This is a genomic window from Streptomyces sp. NPDC008150 (assembly GCF_042956945.1).
In the GTDB taxonomy this organism is placed as follows: domain Bacteria; phylum Actinomycetota; class Actinomycetes; order Streptomycetales; family Streptomycetaceae; genus Streptomyces.
In genome coordinates this window covers 454,485-472,073 of sequence record NZ_JBIBHJ010000002.1, presented here as the reverse complement: position 1 = coordinate 472,073, position 17,589 = coordinate 454,485, and the positions used below count along the sequence as shown (strand labels likewise).

The following is a 17,589-nucleotide window of genomic DNA, read 5'->3' as shown; positions in this document are numbered from 1 at the left end:
GCCCCCGGGCGGCCGTCGGCATTCCGCGGCGACTTGCGAACGTGAAGGCCGCGACGGCAGGGTTCACCCGTGGCCACTTTGCTGATCGTCCATCACACGCCGTCGCCCAACTGCCAGGCGATGCTGGAAGCCGTCGTCGCGGGCGCGACGACGCCCGAGATCGAGAACGTGAAGGTCGTCCGCAGGGCCGCACTCGCCGCGACCGCCGTGGACGTCCTGGAGGCCGACGGCTACCTCCTCGGCACCCCCGCGAACCTCGGCTACATGGCGGGCGCCCTCAAGCACTTCTTCGACCAGGTCTACTACCCGTGCCTGGACGCCACCCGGGGCCGCCCGTTCGGCTTCTGGGTGCACGGCGGCAACGACGTCACCGGCGCGGTGCGCGGCATCGAGGCCATCACGACGGGCCTCGGCTGGCGCCGCGCCGCCGACCCGGTGCGCGCGACCGGCGAACCCGACCGCACCACGACGGAGGCATGCTGGGAACTGGGCGCCACGGTCGCGGCGGGCCTCTCGGACTGAACCGCCGGACCCCTGGCCGGCCTTCCCCTCGAGTGAACGCGGCCTGCCGGGCCCGGCTCTCCGGGCCCGGCTCTTCGGGCCCGGCAGGCTCCCGACGGCCGACCGTCAGCCGGTCGTCAGCAACTCCGCCAGCGCCAGCGCCGTCTCCGGATGGCGCCCGGCCAGGGCGACACCGGCCGCACCGGGCTCGCCGGTCTCCCACCCGCCGTCGCAGCCCAGCAGGTCCGCCACCGCGTCGCACGTCGCCGGATGCGCGGCGAGCAGCGGAACTCCGTCAACACCGGTGCGTGAGACCGGAGTTGGCGGCATCCCACCTTGTGGCTCGCGCCACGGCGGCACCCACGCGTCCAACTCCGCCAGCCGCCCCGGGAAGACCCGGCCCGCCTCACGGATCAGCAGCGGTGCCAGCTCCGCGCCGCCCGCGCGCAGGGTGCCGATCAGGGTCGGCAGCCACGGCAGCAGCACCGGGTCCGGCAGCCGTGCGAACGCGTTCGACACCGCCTCCACCACGAACTCCGCCAACTGCGGCACCGGCTCCAGCGCGTGCAGGAAACCGCTCAGGTAGCGCGGATAGGCGGGCACGACCAAGGGATTGGCCAGCAACTCGTCGCAGCGCGAGCCCAGTTCCGCCCGCGAGAGCCGGCCCAGGTGCACGCCCGCCGCCCACAGCAGAGCCACCTTGTCCGGCTCCTCGGGGTGCGACTGCGCGAAGGCCAGCTCCAGTTGCGTCCGGTCGCAGCCCAGCGACAGCGCCAGCGACTCCATGCTGAACAGGAATCCCAGCATCGCCGCGACCTGCCGCACCGTGGCGTCCTCGTCGGTGAACGCCGTGGGCAGCAGCGTGCAGTAGTGCGCGTAGCCGGCCTTCACGAACGACTCGATCCACTGCGGCAGCGCGGGCCGGCTCGTCCGGTAGTACGCGAGCAGCCGGCGCACCCGGCGCAGCACCTCCGGCGCCCCGTCGACACCGCGTTCCGCGGACAGCACCGTCAGCGCGTGCGTACCCAGTTCGTCCGCGAGCCGCCCGCCGCCCAGGTACAGTGCGGCGTCCTCCACCGCCTCCAGCACGACGGCCGCCGTCGCCTGCGGGCCGTACGCGGTGCGGCGCAGCCGCTGCTCGAGGACCTGCTCGATGCTGACGCCCTCGTAGCCCAGCTCGATCAGCGCCCGCTGGCCGGAACCGAGCGACAGGTCCCACGACTCCTGGATGGACCGCTCGCCCAGTCGCCGCTCGCCCATGATGGGCCGTGCCGTGCCCGGCGGCATCAGCCGCCGCAGCATCCACAGCACGTCGGAACACTTCGCGAGCTCCGGCCGGGACGCCATGTCGAGCAACGCCCTTTGCACACCGCGCTGTTCGAGCCGCAGACCGAGCGGTTCGAGACGGTCGTGCACGTCCCGGGCCAGCGGGGGCAGCGAGTCGTAACCGACCTGTCCTACCCGGTCGCCGCCCATCATGATCTCGACGAGACGCCGGACGTCGCGCCGGCCCGGCACCGCGTCCTTCTCGATGCAGGTGATCGCCGCGTCCTGGAAGTCGTACGGCGTCGGACGCGCCCGGTCCCGCATGCCGGCCAACAGGATCGACGTCTCGAACACGGCGATGGCGTCCGCGGTCGAGGCCAGGTAGCCGTTGCGGCGCGCGGCGCGCACGATGTCGACCGACCAGCCCAGCAGCTCCGCCTCGTCCAACGGGTCGAGCACGGGCGGGCGTTGGAGGAAACCGGTGAGCATGTCCGACGTCACCGCGTCCGCCTCGGCCGGCGTGGCGGGCAGCGCCCGGGACGCCGCCTTCGCCGGCTTCCTCGCCCCCGCCTGGCCCGCGAGCCGGAACGGCTTGACCTTCGTCCGGCGGACGTTCTTCGCCCACTGCGTCGCCGCGATGGACACGGAACCGGCGGCGAGGCCGAACTGCGCCTCGATCGCGGCGTGGCTGGACGGGATGAGACCGTACTGCCAGGTGCTCCCGCTCGGCGGACCGATCTCGAAGGTGTCGGTGCCGTGCACCCCGAACTCCGCGACGCGGCTCGCCGCGTGGAACGCGCCGCACACGTACACGCAGTCCGCCGGGTCGGTGCCAGACGCCGCGAGATGCTCCCGCATCCGCGTCCACATGTACCGCTCGCGGTCCTCGTCGACCCGGACCCGCCCGGGGTCGCCGGGCGCCAGACGCCGGAACAGGCTCCCGATCAGCAGCATGACCTGGCGGTAGGTGTCGTGGTCGCTGTCGCCCAGCGGCAGTTCGACGTACTGGTGCCACCACTCCGACCAGTGCCGCACCCGCCCGTGGTGCAGCAGGTGCTCCTCCAGTTCCGCGAACCGCGGCCGGAGGTCGCCGATCTCCACGCCGACCGCGTCACCGTGGAGCTGGGCCTCCTCCTCGGCCGGGGGCGCGTCCGGGTCGGCGGCCTCGGCCGGCTCCGTGTGGTCCTCCTGCCACTGGAAGACGTGGTCCGAGGACCTGTCCACCAGGACCAGTTCGACCCCCGGGGTGTCCAACGCGTAGGCGATGGCCTGGTACTCGGCCGACGCCTCGGTGACGGGCGCAACCACCGACAGCGGCGCCCAGTCGGCGGGGAAGCCCTCCACCTCCCGCGCGAACGCCTGCACCGCCACCGGCAGGCGGCAGTTGCGCAGCTCGGACAGCAGCGGCGCCATGTCCTCGCACAGCTCCAGGTACACCACCTTCGGCTGCTTCTCGCGCAGCCGCCGCGCCATGGCGACGGCCGAGGCGGGCGAGTGGTGGCAGACGGGGAAGATCTCCAGCGGCTCCCGCACGGCACGGTCGACGTCGTCGACGATGCCGAGCAGGATGCCCTCCAGCGCGTCGGGCCCGTCGGCGAACGCGGTCGCCGCCTCCTGCAACTGCGCGCGCAGCGCCCCGAAGGAGGTCCCCTCCCGGACCGCGCTCACGACAGGGTGGCGATCGCGTCGCGGCCGCCCTCCAGGAACTCCGGCCAGGAGCCGCCCTCTTCACGGCTGCGCGGCTCGACGACCCCGTGCAGGTACTTGTTGAGGATCGCCAGGTCCTCCGGCTCGCGCCGGGCGAGCGACCCGACGAGCGAGGTGGCGAGCGTGCCCGCGGTCAGCTCGCGCTGCCCGAAGAAGTTGCTGTGCAGGATCGCGTCCTCCAGCACACCGATCTGCTCGGCGGTCGACAGCGCCGACTCCAGCTTCTCGTCGTCGCTGCCGGCCGCGGCGGCCGAGGCACGCAGGTCGGCGAAGCTCTGGAGCAGCACGTCCAGCAGCGTCGGCGGCACGTCCAGCTCGATGCTGTGCCGGCGCAGCAGCTCCTCCGTGCGGAAACGGACGATCTCCGCCTCGCTCTTCTTGTTCGTCACCACCGGGATGCGGACGAAGTTGAAGCGCCGCTTGAGCGCGGACGAGAGGTCGTTGACCCCCCGGTCCCGGCTGTTGGCGGTGGCGATGACCGAGAAGCCGGGCTTCGCGAACACGATGTTGTCGCTGTCGAGTTCGGGCACCGAGATGTACTTCTCGGACAGGATCGAGATCAGCGCGTCCTGGACGTCACTGGTGGAGCGGGTCAACTCCTCGAAGCGGCCGATCGAGCCGGTCTCCATCGCCGTCATGATCGGCGAGGGGATCATCGACTGCCGGGACTGGCCCTTGGCGATCACCATGGACACGTTCCACGAGTACTTGATGTGGTCCTCGGTGGTGCCGGCCGTGCCCTGCACCACCAGCGTCGAGTTGCGGCTGATCGCGGCGGACAGCAGCTCCGCCAGCCAGCTCTTGCCCGTTCCCGGGTCGCCGATCAGCAGCAGGCCCCGGTCGGAGGCGAGGGTGACGATGGACCGCTCCACGAAGCTGCGGTCGCCGAACCACTTCGGGGCGATCTCCCGGTCGAGGCCGTCGGAGCGCTCGGAACCGAGGATGAACAGACGGACCATCTTCGGCGACAGCCGCCACGCGAACGGCCTGGGGCCGTCGTCGACGGACTCCAGCCAGTCCAGTTCCTCGGCGTACTTGGTCTCGGCGGGGGCGCGCAACAGGTCGGACACGGCGATGCCTTTCATGATGACGAGAGTGGGAACTCCGGTCGGGGGCGGGCCGGTTGGCCGCCCGAAGCCCTGCTACGTGAGGAACGTCTTGAGTTCGTGCACGAGCTTGCGGATGTGTCCGGAGAGGACCGGCGTACCGAGGTCCTTGAACCGCTCGCGGAACCACGGGTTCACGCTGCCGCGGCCCGAACTGTTCACCGACCCGACGGGGATGAACTTGGCCCCGGAGCGGTGGATGTCGGCCATGGACTTGAACAGCGGCTCGGTCTGCCACTCGTAGAAGTCCGAGATCCACACCACCACGGTGCTGCGCGGCTCGGAGATCTTCGGCTGGACCAGGTTCATGGCGACCGTGCCGTCGGTGCCGCCGCCGAGGTTGGTGCGCAGCAGCGTCTCGAACGGGTCGTGCACCCACGGTGTGAGGTCGAGCGCCTGGGTGTCGTACGCCACGAGGTGGACGTCCACCTTCGGCAGACCCGCGAAGATCGACGCCAGGATGGTGCAGTTGACCATCGAGTCGACCATGGAGCCCGACTGGTCGACGACCACGATCAGCCGCTGCGGCGTGGTCTTGCGCGCCGTGTGCCGGTAGTAGAGGCGGTCGACGTACAACCGCTCCTCCTCCGGACTCCAGTTGGTGAGGTTCTTCCAGATGGTGCGGTCGATGTCCAGGTTGCGGAACACCCGCTTCGGCGGGACCGACCGGTCCAGAGCCCCCACGGTGGACTTCTCGACCTGGGTGCGCAGCACTTCGGCGATCTCGTCCACGAAGCGGCGGATCAGCGACTTGGCGTTGGCGAGGGCGACGCCCGACAGGTTGCCCTTGTCGCGCAGCAACTGCTCGACGAGCGACATGCTCGGGGTGAGCTGCGCCGCGAGCTTCGGGTCGGCGAGCACCTCGCGCAGCCGCATCCGCCGTACGAGGTCCGCCTCGATCGTGCCCAGTTCGGGGCCGATCGCCGGGATCAGCCGGCCGAGGTCGGGATTTGCCCCGCGCCCGCCCGTGCCGGTGGGGCTGACGCCCGGACCGCCACCGGGCCCGGGCCCTGCACCCGCGCCCCGGCCGCCGCGCAGGTCGCCGGGCCGGCAGCCCAGGGCGCGTTCGAGCCACCCCGCGTCCGACTGCCAGCGGGCCAGCTTCCCGGCGGTGACCGTGCCGGAACCCGTGGCGAAGACGTTGAGCAGCACCTTCGACACCAGGGCCGCGCGGCGAACCTCGGCGGCCCGGTCCCGCCCGGCCGCACCGGGCGCGTCGTCGGCGTCGGCCACCATCAGGTCGTCGAACTCGGCCGCGAGCCCGGGGTGGCGCTGCACGACGGAGTCGACGGACGCCTGCGGGTCGAGCAGCGCGGCCGGCAGGCCGATGTCCTCGACCACGGCCAGGCTCGCCGACTCCAGCGTCGCCTGCTCGTCCTGGTCGAAGAGACGGGCCAGGAGCCGCCAGTAGAGCACCTGACGGCGGTTGTCGTGGGAGGCGTCGTCCGGACCGCCGTCGCCGTGGAGAGGACCGCCGGCGCCCGGCGTCCCGCGGTCGGGGAGGGCGGCCGCTCCCTCGCTGGGTACGGTCATTTCCGCAACAGCCTTCCGGCGCGCTCGCGCAGCACCGCCACCGCGTCGGTGGCGGCCTTCTCGGCCTTGACGCCCGCCTTGTCGGTGGTGCCACCCGCCCAGGCGCCCGCGTGCACCGTGACCGGCTTCTTGCGCACGGTGGTCTCGACGGCGAGCGGCTGCACGCGGAACACGCCCGCGTCCCAGCGCAGCAGACCGATGCAGGCGGTGGACGCCGCCACGGTCTGCGGGGTCAGCGGCCCGGCGGCCGGGACGCGGTCGGTGTCGACGTCCAGCCGCCGGCCGGCCAGGGTGAAGGCGGCCCCGTCGTCGCTGAGTTCGGCCGTGTAGCCGTCGAGGAGGACGGGCACGGCCAGGCTCGCCGGGTGGCGGTCCAGGGGAGCGGTCGGCGCCGTGGTCGCGGTCGGCAGCGCCACCCGTGCCGTCGCGAAGGCGTCGGCGGGTTCGCCCGCGCGGGCGTGCGCGTCGTCCCAGACCAGGTCGTCCTCGGAAGTGACCGGCATGTCCGTGAGGTCCATCGATCGGCCCTCGCCGACCGCGGCGAGCAACGACATGTGGGGACGCAGCAGTTGCCAGATCCCCGCACCCACCACCGTGTCGGGCTTCGGCACCGACACCCCGGCCCGCACCAGGCGCGGAGTACCGCCGCCTGCGGGCTCGAACACCGCGTGGACCTGGGCCTGCACGGCGGTCGCGTGCTCCTGGAGGTCGACACCGAGCGGCAGCAGCCGCCCGGTTGCCAGTCCGGTTCCGGCCGCCGCCAGAGCGCCCGGCACCGTCAGCAGCAGGGCCCGCGACCACAGGTCCGCCCAACGGCGCTCCGGTACGCGCTCCAGCCCGGCACCCGGGCAGGACGCGGCGAGTTCGGCGGCGAAGCCGTCCAGGAGCGTGGACAGCCGGCGCAGACCCGGGTCGGGCAGCATGGCCGTGACGACGGGGGCCGCCCCGGCGACCGTCTCGTGGTCGATGCCCCGCCATCCCGCCCGCGCTAGGTCGGACAGCCAGGAACGGGCGGCGGCGAGCAGGTTGGGCGCGTGCTCCCCGGCGGTGCGGACGCCCGCCTCGCCGCGCGGGCGGCCCGTGGCCTCCTCGACCCGCTCGGCCAGGGCGTCGTGCACGGAACCCAGCAGCGCCGTCCGGGCCGCGGCGAGCGCGACGAAGTGGTCCTCGCCGGCGGCCCCGGCTGCGGCCTTGCCCGCGGCCTCCTCGACCCGGGCGGCCAGCGGTGTCCCCGCGACCGCGTGGGCGAGACCCGTCACCCCCGCCGCCTGTTCGGGGCGCGGGCGCAGCAGGCCGGCGACGAGGGCCCGGTCGAAGCCGTCGACGGCTTCGAGCGCCTCGTCCAGCCCGTCGACGGAGTCGGTCAGCACGTCGGTGCGCATCACGCCACCGCCCTGGTCGGCGGGAACCACTGCATCTCGGGCAACGGGCCGGTGGTCGGGGCGAGTTCGAGGTAGGCGAGGTGACGCAGGAACCGGCTGAAGACCGGGGCGGCGGCACCGCCGTCCCCCTGCTGCGGCCGGGTGCCGGCCATGTCGGCGGTGATGCCGGCGGCGGTCGTCTCCTCCGCCGAGCCCTCGACCCGCAGGTAGCGGGCGACCCGCTCCGCGCCGTACTGGAGGACCGCCTCGGTGACCAGCGCCCTGATGTGGTTGCAGAAGCCGCCGCGCGCGCCGCCGCAGGGCCGGTTGTTGTTGGTGCTGCACGTGTACGCGTAGGTGCCCGCCGTCACGGACGACACGTAGACCCGCTCGATGTCCGAGCCGCTGGACACGACGCCCTGGAGGCGCCCGTCGGCGAGTTCGACGAACGGAACCTTGGCGAGCTTCCGCGGTCGTGCGGGTGGTATCACCCGTGCCGTGCTCGACCTCTCCCAGTCCGACACCGCACCCTCTCCTTCGCAGCCGACACCCACGCCCACGCCACACCGGCGGGGACACACGACTGAACATAGCGGCGGCCACTGACAACGCCGATCATGAACGGACACCGCTGTCGCCAAGGTGTCGAGCCGGGTGCGGAGTTGGGGCCGGGTGTGCGTTGCCGTCGGTGGCAGGACGGGAAACGTGTGCGCGGGCGGGGCCGCGAAGAGAAGCGGGCGCGCCGCGCCGTGCCGCCGTGGCACGCACGACGGAACGGCGCAACGCGCCCGTACCGCAATGGAGTTGGGAGCCCTTCGGCACCCGGATCCGCTACTTCTGCTGGGCAGGCTCCTCCGCCGGTGCCGCGGCCTCGGCGGGGGTGGCGGTGCCGTTGGCGGGAGCCGCCGCGTAGAAGACCGACGAGCCCTGCTTCGTTCGGTGCACCTGACTGCGGGCGACCAGGTTCTCCAGCGTGGTGCGCACCACGGTGGCCTTGATGCCGCGCTCCTTGTGGGACCCGTCCAGGGCGGTGGTGATCTCGGCGGCGGAGAGCGGCTTCCGCTCCCGGTCGAGGTGCGCCCGCACGAGTTCCACGAGGGTGGGCTTCGAGGCCGCGTCGCTCTTGGCGGCCTTGCTCGCCTTCGCGGCGCGCGGGGCGGCCTTCGTCCCGGCAGAGGACGACGTGGAGGGCGCGTCGGACGGCGTGGCCGAGGCCGAGTTCGCCGTCGCGGTCCTGGCCGTCGCCGTGCTCACGGCCGGCTCGGCGGCGGAGCCCTTCTTCGCGGCCGGGGCCTTCCGGGCCTTTTGGGCCGGGGACTTGGCGGTGGATGCCTTGGTGGCGGGCGTCTTGGTGGCGGACGTCTTGGCGGCGGGGGCCTTGGCCGCCGGGGACTTGGACTGCCCGGCGGTGGTGCCGGCCTCCGCGTCCGCGGTCCGCGTCGTGCCCGCCTTCGGCGTGCGCGCGGCCTTGGTGGCCGGACGGCGGGTGGAGCGGGCCTTGCCCTCGGGCTTGCGCGCCGAGCGGCGCGGCGCCGGTACCACGGCGCTCGGCGCGTCCGTCGTGCCGATCGCCTGCTGGATGCTGCGCAGCACGGTCTCGTCACTGCGGAGCACGCTCAACTGCTCCTGGAGCGCCGTGATGTCCGAGGCGACCCGTTCCTGCTCCTGTGCGTTCCGGTCGAGGTCCTGCGCGACCTGGGCGGCGTACTGGGACGTCACGCCGATGACCGTGCTGGGGGCGTCAGCCATGGTGTCGTTCTCATCTCCTGTGGGGGCGGCGCCGGTTCCCGCCACGGGACCTGAACCGGGTGGCGGACCGACGGTTGGCACGCTGATGCGGTTCCCGCACCGATTGGGCGTGTTCTGTCCGGCGTAGTGATGGTACGCATGGGTGACACCTGTTGTTCCCCTCGCGTGATGTTTCACCCCCGTATTCGATGCTGGACCTGTGTGCTAACTGCCCTGCGGCACGGGCGCGAAGAGCGGACGAGGGCGGTACCGGCGGGGCCGAAGCCCGCCGGTACCGCCCTCAACAACCTTGTGTGTCACCGCAGTTGGGGTGACGTGACGCGCTCGGGGCGCGCGGCCTCAGCCGCGGCCGTCCTGCTCGCCGCCCCGGGGTGTGAAAACCACGATCCGTCGTCGGCGCGGCGTCATGACCTGTCGCAGTACCGGATCGGTGAGCAGCACGACGGGGGCCGTGCGGTGCGGGGACAGGGGCCGCCACTCCGGCAGGGCCGCCTCCACGACCGCCCACGCCTCGTCGTTGCGGCCCCGCGCGGCGAACAACCGGGCGCGTTCCAGGGCGTGTTGGAAGGCCGGTGCCTCCGGCAGCGCGGGCGCCCGGTAGCCGGTCGCCCAGCGGTCCCAGGCCGGGGCGATCTCGGTGCCCTGCGCGTCGTGCGGTATGCCCGGCAGGTCGGGCAGCAGGTCGCCCAGGGTCCGGCACGGCAGACCGGGGGAGTCGGGCCGGTCGGCGGCGGCGCAGCGCAGGAAGAGCGGGACCGCCTCCGACAGCAGTACGTCCCTGCCGATGGCGAGGCGCACATGCTCGTGGTGCAGTACTCCGCGCAGCTCGTGATGGGTGAAGCGGTCGCCGAGGAACGCCGCCAGGACGACCTTCTGGTAGGAGGCGGCCCCCGACCCCTTCCGCGCGGCGGCGTCGAACACGCGCAACGCCTCGTCGACCTCACCCGACAGCGCGAGTTCCGTTCCCCGGGCGAGGAGTTCGTCCGCCCCGTCGGGTGCGACCGGGTTGCCCTCCCGGCCCTTCAGGTCGGCGGAACTCTGCCACTCGGCCTCGACCAGTTCGGCGAAGGACGCGTGCCGTTCACCGAGACCCGGATACCAGCTGGCCCAGATGTACGCCGCCCACTCGCCGTCCGCGGACACGTCGCCCGGGTCGAGCAGCCAGTACTGGGCGTCGCCCTCGCCCGACACCAGCACCACCCGGTCCATGAAGTCCTGCTCGTCCTGGTCGAAGTAGTCGTCCTCGTCGTCCTCGTCGCCCCGCAGGATTCCCCAGGTTCCGGGATCGACGTCGCGCAACCGGCCGACGCCCTTCGCCGGGAGCAACTCGTACATGAACGTGCTGATCGCGCCCCAGCCGTCGGAGGCACCGAGGAAGGACCGGTAGCTCGGCGGGAGCGGGGCCTCCAGACGTGCCTCCAACGCGACGAGCTGCTCCTCGGACGCGCCGGCGTGCCCGAGCCAGGGCCCGGTCCGGCCGGACGCCGCGTCGTCGGCCGGCTGCTCGGCCTCCCCGGTCCGCACCATGTCCGCGCTGAAGGACCGGAGTCGGGACGTCCACGACTCGGCGGAGTACGTCCGTGCCGAACCGGTGCGCAGCCCTTCGTACGGCATGGCCGGTGCACCGGGCAGCAGGCGGTAGCCGGAGAAGGACGTGAACCGCGGGCGCTCGCCGAAGAACCTCACGCGGTTCAACTGGTGGTGCGGAGAGCCCGCGTTGCGCACGATCTCCAGGCGGAAGTGCCGGTACTCCCGTTCGGCGGCGGCCCCTTTGACGTTGAAGCCGAGGGACTCGTACCGGCCGCCGAACGTCACGTCCGAGCGGCTGTCCAGGGTGTCCCAGGTGAGACCGTCCTCGGACCCCTTGAGCACCCACTCGGCCGGGTCGCGGTCGGGTGCGTCGTTGGCCGAGACGAGGACGTAGTGGCGGACGGCGACGGGCCTGGTCATGGTGAACGCGAGCCAGTCGTCGCCGGTGCGGTTGCCCAGCCACTTGCTGCCGGTCGCGTCGAGCACGTTCACCGCGACCTCGCCGGCCTCCGTGTACTCGTCGTGCGCCCAGGCGTCGCGGATCCGTCCGCCGAGGTCGTCGCCCGGCGCCGACGACCGCAGCACGACCGCGCCCGAGCCGCCGGAGCGGTCCGCCCAGGTCACCCGTGTCACGGGCGCCCCGCCGTCGTCCACCAGGAGCCGCAGCTCGCCGCCGCCGAAGGCGGGCGGTGCGGTGAACGGCGTCGCCGACGTGGCCGGGACGCGCCCGGCGAGCCTGCCGCGCCAGCCGTGGGGCTCGCCGCCCGTTCCGCGGGTGCCCAGGAAGCCGGTGAGGCCGGGGGAGAAGCCGACGACGGTCTCGACACCGTCCTCGTCCCGCCACCCGAGCTGCGACAGGTCCACGGGCCCGCCCGGTTCCAGCAGCAGCACCAGACGCCCGTCGGGCACCCACGGGCCCTGCCGGTGGAGCTGCCGCTCGGTCAGGAAGGCGAAGGCGTCCGCCGCCGGATCCGCCGGCGTCGATGCCGCCGCAGTCGAATTCACTGTGTTCTCCCGGGAGTTGTCGTCACCACCGGTCCGCACCGGTCCGGCACCGCAGACCCTAGGCAGGGGCACTGACACCGTCGTGTCGCGTCACCCGGCCATGTCACCCGGCCAGGGAGGCCCCGCCGTCGCGGGCGCGGCCCCGGGCACGGTCCGCGGCCCTCACAGCGCCTTGCGAGGGCTGCGCAGCGAGGCCAGCAGCAGCGCCGCCGCCGTCATGGCGAGGACGACCCCGAGCGAGCGGAGGTAGCCCGCGTCGTCGCCGTTCACGGCGTCCCGCAGGCCGTGCAGCCCCCAGTAGCCGGGGGTGAGGGGCGCCACGTCGCCGACCCAGCCCGGGAGGACGGCCAACGGCACCAGCGAGCCGCTCAGGCAGGTCACCGCCAGCGCGCCGATGTCGGAGGTGGCGGCCAACCGCCCCTGCGTGCGCACCCACACACCGAGGGCGAGCCCGCAGCAGGAGACGCACAGCCCCCAGCAGACGGCCATCAGCGGGAGCCGCCACGTGCCGTCCGCCACGGGGAAGCGGAAGACCACGCCGGAGAACAGGAAGAGCGCGGCCTGCTGGAGGGTGAACAGCACCGTGAGGGGCAGCGCCTTCCCGATCAGTACCGCGAGGGTGCCTACCGAGCCGACCCGCAGCCGGTCCCAGGTGCGCCAGGTGCGCTCGGAGAGCAGCAACTGCCCCGCCACGTCCAGCGCGAGCAGGGTGAACATGACCGCGAGACCGGGCGTCCCCTGCTCGGCCGGTGAGCCGCCGGGGGTGCCGAGCCGCTGGTAGACGGGGCGCAGCACCACCAGCAGCACCATCGACATGACGGTGTACGCGACGACCGTCCCGGGATCACGGGCGAGCAGGACGCAGGTGTGGCGGAACACGGCCAGGGCCTTGCGCAGGGACGCGGACGCACGGGCGGAGCGCTCCGCCACGACGTGCGGTCCGGCGGTGGGGCCGGCCTCGGCGGCCGGGGCGGTCTCGGGGACCATGGCGGGCCCTTCGTGGTCGGGGCGGGCGCCTCACGAAAGGGGCGCACCGGCCGTGGTGTGCGGGGTCGAGGTCAGATGCAGGTACAGGTCGTCGAGGGTCGGCCCGCGGGTCTCGACGGTCGTCACCTCGTCCGCGCGGTCGCCCAGTCCGGCGAGCAGTCGGGCGAGCGTGTGCGCCGGGCGGTCGGTGGCGAAGTGCAGCTCCCGTCCGTCGGTGACGCTCGTCGCCGCGGCGCGCAGGGCGGCCGGAGGGGCGCCGGAGAAGCCGAGGGCGACCCGGCCCGGCAGCCCGGCGAGCAGCTCGGCCCGGCCGCCGCGGGCGACGACCCGACCTGCCCGCGCCAGGGCGAGCGTCGCGTCCAACTCCTCCAGTTCCGGCAGGTAGTGGGTGGTGTAGCAGACGGCGGCACCGTCCCGCGCGCGCTCGCGCACCAGGTCGAGCAGGGCCTGCCGGGTGACCGGGTCGGCGCCCGCGGTCGGCTCGTCCAGCAGCAGCACCTCGGGCCGGTGCAGCAGCGCCGTGGCGGCCTGGGCCCTTCGCTGCTGGCCGCCGGAGAGTGTTCCGACGACGCGGTCCAGCTCGGCGGTGAGTCCGACCGCCTCGGTGATCTCCTCGATGTCCCGGCGCAGCGCGCCGCCGTGCAGGGCGGCGAGTCCACCGTAGAAACGCAGGTTCTGACGGAGCGTCACGGTCGGGTAGAGGGCGATCTCCTGCGGCGCCAACCCGAGCCGTGAACGCGCCTGTTCGGGACGTGCGCGAACGTCGTGACCGGCGATCTCGACCCGGCCCGCGTCCGCCCGTTCGAGACCCGCGCAGACACGGGCGAACGTCGTCTTGCCGGCGCCGTTGTGCCCCATCAGGCCGCAGATCTCGCCCGGCCGGACGGTCAGCGAGAAGTCGTCCAGGGCCTGCACGCGTCCCCACCTCTTGCGGAGGCCTTCGGCCTTCAGCACGTGCTCCCCCCTCGCTGGTATACGTCGTATACTCCGGAGGGTAGCCGCACAAGACAGGAGGGCGCAATGAACCCGCCCCGCATCACCCGGGCCCGAGTGCTCGACGCGACCTTCGAGTTGGCGTCCGAGTCGGGCCTCGGCGCCGTCACCATGCGAGCGGTCGCGGCACGTCTGGGCGTCACGCCGATGGCCCTCTACCGGCACGTCGGTGACAAGGCGGGTCTGCTCGACGGCCTGGTCGAACGGCTGATGGGCGAGGTGGCGCGGACCCCCGGCCCGGACGGCGACTGGCGCGTACGGCTGCGCGCCCTGGCCGACAACATGCGGGCGACCGCCCGCCGTCACCCCGACCTGTTCGTCCTGCTCTTCCAGCGCCGGGCGCTCACCGACGGGGCGGTCGTCGCGCGCGAGGAGGTGCACGACGCGCTGCGCCTGGCCGGCGTGCCCGAGGGAGAGGTGCCGCGCCTGGAGCGGATGGTGTCGACCTACATGCTCGGCTTCGCGGCCTCGGAGGCCGGCGGCCGCTTCGCGGGCCTGGACGCCGACGCGGAGTTCGACCACGCGGAGGAACTCCTGTCCCGGCTGGTCGAGTTCGCGGCCGCGGAGCCCCCGGCCCGGGACTCCGGCCTGGCCCCGGGGCGGCGGCGCCAGGTCCCGGGGTAGGGGCCGTCACCGGCGGGGTCGGCCGCGCCGAGGCAGGCCCGGCGGGGCGGCGCGCCCGTGACGCCTGCGAAGCCCGTCGGGCCCGGGGCACCCGAGGCGTCGTCGGGCAGTGGCGGCGGACTCGACCTGCCCGGGTGCCGTTCGGTCCGGGGCACGGACATCCGGGCGTGGACGTCCGGACGCGGCCCCCGGGCACGGACGCCCGGACACGGACCCCCGGTACGAGGCCGTTCCCCGTGCCCTCCTTCGGCGCGCCCGCCCCCGTTTCCGTCGCGCCGGACGGCGTCCGTCCGTGCGGGCTAGGGAGCCGTCGCCGGTGCGGCGGAGGTGACCGTCGTGAGGCACTCGGCGACCGCCGCGGCGACCGCCGCCCGCGCGGCGGACAGATAGCGCCGGGGGTCGACCGCCTCGGGTGCCTCGCGCAGCCCGGCGCGGACGGCGTCCGTGAACGCGACGTTGAGCAGCGTCCCTATGTTGACCTTCGTCATGCCGTGCGCGACGGCCGCCCGCAGCGTCGCGTGAGGCACCCCCGACGACCCGTGCAGCACCAGGGGCACCGGCACCGCCTCGTGGATGCGGGCGATCAGCTCCAGGTCCAGCGAGGCCGTGCGGGACACCATCGCGTGGCTGCTGCCCACCGCGACGGCCAGCGCGTCCACCCCGGTCTCCTCGACGAAGCGCGCGGCGTCGCCGGGGTCGGTGCGGACGCCCGGGGTGTGGGCCGAGCCCTTGCCGCCGATCTCTCCCAGCTCCGCCTCGACGAACAGGCCGTTGGCGTGGGCCCATTGGGCGGCACGACGGGTCGCGGCGACATTCTCCGCGTCCGGCATCCGCGAGGCGTCGAACATCACGGAGCTGGCCCCGCACTCCGCGGTGCGGTGGAGCAGTTCGACGTCCTCCACGTGGTCCAGGTGCAGCGCGAGGCGCGCCGCCCCGGCCTCGGCGAGCGCGGCCACCGCCGAGGCCAGCGGCAGGACGTCGCCGCCGTGGTAGCGCACGGCGTTCTGGCTGATCTGCACGATGGCCGGCAGGCCGGTCGCCTCGGCGGCCGCGGCCACCGCCTCGGCGTGCTCCAGCGTGATGACGTTGAGGGCCGCGATGCCGGTGCCCGACGCGCGGGCCTCGGCGATCAGATCCGCACTGCGACAGAGCACGGGACGTTCCTTCCGCGTGACGGGTGCCGGGTGACGGGCACCGGGGGGACGACGGCACGCCGACGGCGTTGCCGGGCGGGGGTGTTCACGACCCCGCGCTGTCGAGCACCACGGACCGGGTCAGCGACCGCGGCCGGTCGGGGTCCAGGCCCCGGCGTACCGCGACCGCCTCGGCGAGGCGGTGGACGCGCACCAGGTCGGCCTGCGGGTCCTCCGGGTGGTCGACGAAGGTCGCCCCGGTGGGTGCGACGTCGGGGCGCAGCCCGTCGCGGTCCGGGCCGAAGTGCCAGACCAGACGGCCGGGCGCGGCGATGGCGATCGGACCGTGCCGGTACTCCATGGACGGGTAGGACTCCGTCCAACTCTGCGTCGCCTCCCGCATCTTGAGCGCTGCCTCGCGCGCGACGCCGTGCGCCCAGCCCCGCCCGAGGAAGGTGATCTGCTCGGCGTCGAGCCACTGTTCGGGGAGCGGGTCCGCCAGGGCGGTGTGCGCGGCCTCGGCCAGCGGGCCGACGTCCTCGCCGAGTCCGGCGCGCAGCGCCGTCAGCGCGGTCGTCGCGAACAAGGTCTGCACGACGGAGCGTTCGTCCGCGAAGGACAGGTCGACGATGTGCTCGGCGGCGTCCACGACCGGGGTCGCCGTGTCCGCGGTGAGGGCGACGGCGGGGTACCGGCCGCGCCGCCGGTCGAGCAGTTCCAGTACCTCGGTCGTGGTGCCGGAGCGGGTGATCGCCACGAGCCGGTCGTAGCGGCGCTCGTGCGGGAACTCGGACGCGGCGAAGAAGTCCGTCTCGCCGAGCCCCCGCCCCTCGCGCAGCACCGCGTACGCCTCGGCCATGAACCACGACGTCCCGCAGCCGACCACGGCCACCCGCTCACCGGGAAGGGGAAGTCCCTCCCCGCCGGCGGCCACGGTGCCCGCCGCCGTGAGCCAGGCCTGGGGCTGGCGGGCTGTCTCCTCGCCGATGAACGACATACGTCCTTGTCCTCCCTGAACGAACCGAACCGCGTGACGGAGCAACGGAGTTGATGGGCATTCGGCGGCCGGGCGGGGACCGGGAACCGGTCGGCCGCAGCTCGCCGTACCGACGATAAGTGCTCGCAAGTAGCCCATCAATGGCAGTAATGAGCACTTACGAGCACCACTGCTACGATCCCGTAACGCAGTTGGGAGCTCCAGTGAACCGATACGCCCGCATGAACGCCCTGCTGGACGCGATGGCCGCCGAGGGGCACGTCGATGTCGCCGCGCTCGCGCGGCGGTTCGGCGTCTCGCCCACCACTGTCCGCCGTGACCTGAACCAGTTGCACGAGCAGCAGTTGGTGACGCGCACCCGGGGCGGGGCGGTCGCCACGACGGTCAACTACGACCTCCCGATTCGCTACCGCCGTGCCAGCAGGGGGACGCAGAAGGAGCGGATCGGCAGGGCCGCCGCCGAACTGGTCGCGGCCGGCGACGTCGTCGGCCTCAACGGCGGGACGACCACCACCGAGGTGGCGCGGGCGCTGGCGCACCGGCACACGCCGGACGAGGGCGTGGGTCCCGACCGGCGGCTCACGATCGTCACCAACGCCATCAACATCGCCGGCGAACTCACCGTCCGCCGCCACGTGAAACTCGTCATGACCGGCGGCGTCTCCCGCCTCCAGTCCTTCGAACTGACCGGCCCACTGGCCTACGACACGCTCGCGCAGATCGACCTCGACCACGCGATCCTCGGCGTCGACGCCCTCGACCCGGAGTACGGGGCCAAGGCACTCGACGAGGAGGAGGCGCGCATCAACCGGCTCATGGCCCGGCAGGCCCGCACGGTCGTGGTGGTGGCCGACAGCACCAAGCTCGCCGCGCGCGCCTTCGCACGGGTGTGCCCGCTCACGGACATCGACCACCTGGTGACGGACACGGACGCGCCCGGGGCGGTACTGGACCGGATCCGCGAGGCGGGCGTGCGGGTCGTCACGGTCTGAGCGAGGGGCGGCGTCCTCGAGGAGCGGGGGCGAAGAGCACAACATCGGGTGGTTTGCGCCGGGATGTGGTGCGTGGGGAGCCCTTTTCGGGTGCTACTGGTGGCA

14 protein-coding genes are annotated in these 17,589 nt (G+C 73.4%); 3 read left to right on the top strand and 11 right to left on the bottom strand.

All coding sequences use genetic code 11. The features are described from left to right. The first annotated feature begins 69 nt into the window (after window positions 1-69). Window positions 70-522 (top strand): flavodoxin family protein, encoded by a 453-nt coding sequence (locus ACFZA0_RS08095; protein WP_391013096.1) that lies wholly within the window; start codon window positions 70-72, stop codon window positions 520-522. Window positions 523-627: 105 nt separating this feature from the next. Here ACFZA0_RS08095 and ACFZA0_RS08090 read toward each other — a convergent pair whose 3' ends face one another. The 9 genes from ACFZA0_RS08090 to ACFZA0_RS08050 all read right to left on the bottom strand — a co-directional run bounded on the left by ACFZA0_RS08090 (window position 628) and on the right by ACFZA0_RS08050 (window position 13,699). Then, a complete protein-coding gene (locus tag ACFZA0_RS08090; RefSeq protein ID WP_391013094.1) occupies window positions 628-3,435 on the bottom strand; it encodes a hypothetical protein in 2,808 nt (935 codons plus the stop codon). Further along, window positions 3,432-4,544 carry an AAA family ATPase gene (locus tag ACFZA0_RS08085; protein WP_391013550.1) on the bottom strand — a complete coding sequence of 371 codons (1,113 nt, stop codon included), beginning with the start codon at window positions 4,542-4,544 and terminating at the stop codon, window positions 3,432-3,434. Before ACFZA0_RS08085 ends, ACFZA0_RS08090 begins: the two co-directional genes overlap by 4 nt. A gap of 72 nt (window positions 4,545-4,616) precedes the next feature. Continuing rightward, complete coding sequence (locus tag ACFZA0_RS08080) at window positions 4,617-6,113, bottom strand: VWA domain-containing protein (RefSeq protein ID WP_391013092.1); 1,497 nt, start codon at window positions 6,111-6,113, stop codon at window positions 4,617-4,619. Further along, window positions 6,110-7,525 (bottom strand): hypothetical protein, encoded by a 1,416-nt coding sequence (locus tag ACFZA0_RS08075; protein ID WP_391013090.1) that lies wholly within the window; start codon window positions 7,523-7,525, stop codon window positions 6,110-6,112. The genes ACFZA0_RS08080 and ACFZA0_RS08075 overlap by 4 nt, the downstream gene beginning before the upstream one ends. Next, the gene (locus tag ACFZA0_RS08070; RefSeq protein WP_391013088.1) at window positions 7,495-7,998 is read right to left on the bottom strand and encodes a hypothetical protein; all 504 of its coding nucleotides are present in this window, start codon (window positions 7,996-7,998) and stop codon (window positions 7,495-7,497) included. Before ACFZA0_RS08070 ends, ACFZA0_RS08075 begins: the two co-directional genes overlap by 31 nt. 307 nt (window positions 7,999-8,305) lie before the next feature. Then, complete coding sequence (locus ACFZA0_RS08065; RefSeq protein WP_391013087.1) at window positions 8,306-9,223, bottom strand: hypothetical protein; 918 nt, start codon at window positions 9,221-9,223, stop codon at window positions 8,306-8,308. Between the two features lie 339 nt (window positions 9,224-9,562). Then, window positions 9,563-11,758 (bottom strand): SMI1/KNR4 family protein, encoded by a 2,196-nt coding sequence (locus ACFZA0_RS08060; protein WP_391013085.1) that lies wholly within the window; start codon window positions 11,756-11,758, stop codon window positions 9,563-9,565. A gap of 162 nt (window positions 11,759-11,920) precedes the next feature. Next, window positions 11,921-12,745 (bottom strand): ABC transporter permease, encoded by an 825-nt coding sequence (locus tag ACFZA0_RS08055; RefSeq protein WP_391013083.1) that lies wholly within the window; start codon window positions 12,743-12,745, stop codon window positions 11,921-11,923. Window positions 12,746-12,775: 30 nt separating this feature from the next. After that, on the bottom strand, window positions 12,776-13,699 hold the full coding sequence (locus ACFZA0_RS08050; RefSeq protein WP_391013081.1) for an ATP-binding cassette domain-containing protein: 924 nt from the start codon (window positions 13,697-13,699) through the stop codon (window positions 12,776-12,778). 66 nt (window positions 13,700-13,765) lie between these two features. On the opposite strand from ACFZA0_RS08050, the gene ACFZA0_RS08045 reads away from it, so the two are divergent. Continuing rightward, complete coding sequence (locus ACFZA0_RS08045; RefSeq protein WP_391013080.1) at window positions 13,766-14,362, top strand: TetR family transcriptional regulator; 597 nt, start codon at window positions 13,766-13,768, stop codon at window positions 14,360-14,362. Between the two features lie 299 nt (window positions 14,363-14,661). On the opposite strand, the gene ACFZA0_RS08040 is transcribed toward ACFZA0_RS08045, so the two are convergent. Next, a complete protein-coding gene (locus ACFZA0_RS08040) occupies window positions 14,662-15,516 on the bottom strand; it encodes a class II fructose-bisphosphate aldolase (RefSeq protein WP_391013078.1) in 855 nt (284 codons plus the stop codon). Window positions 15,517-15,601: 85 nt separating this feature from the next. After that, complete coding sequence (locus ACFZA0_RS08035; RefSeq protein ID WP_391013077.1) at window positions 15,602-16,492, bottom strand: SIS domain-containing protein; 891 nt, start codon at window positions 16,490-16,492, stop codon at window positions 15,602-15,604. Window positions 16,493-16,695: 203 nt separating this feature from the next. On the opposite strand from ACFZA0_RS08035, the gene ACFZA0_RS08030 reads away from it, so the two are divergent. Further along, a complete protein-coding gene (locus tag ACFZA0_RS08030) occupies window positions 16,696-17,484 on the top strand; it encodes a DeoR family transcriptional regulator (RefSeq protein ID WP_391013076.1) in 789 nt (262 codons plus the stop codon). Window positions 17,485-17,589: the final 105 nt, after the last annotated feature.

What these genes read in the sequence shown, in the direction of transcription:
- ACFZA0_RS08080 (WP_391013092.1), bottom strand. Translation starts at nt 6,113, where the DNA reads ATGACCGTACCCAGCGAGGGAGCGGCCGCCCTCCCCGACCGCGGGACG.
- ACFZA0_RS08065 (WP_391013087.1), bottom strand. Translation starts at nt 9,223, where the DNA reads ATGGCTGACGCCCCCAGCACGGTCATCGGCGTGACGTCCCAGTACGCC.
- ACFZA0_RS08055 (WP_391013083.1), bottom strand. Translation starts at nt 12,745, where the DNA reads ATGGTCCCCGAGACCGCCCCGGCCGCCGAGGCCGGCCCCACCGCCGGA.
- ACFZA0_RS08045 (WP_391013080.1), top strand. Translation starts at nt 13,766, where the DNA reads ATGAACCCGCCCCGCATCACCCGGGCCCGAGTGCTCGACGCGACCTTC.
- ACFZA0_RS08035 (WP_391013077.1), bottom strand. Translation starts at nt 16,492, where the DNA reads ATGTCGTTCATCGGCGAGGAGACAGCCCGCCAGCCCCAGGCCTGGCTC.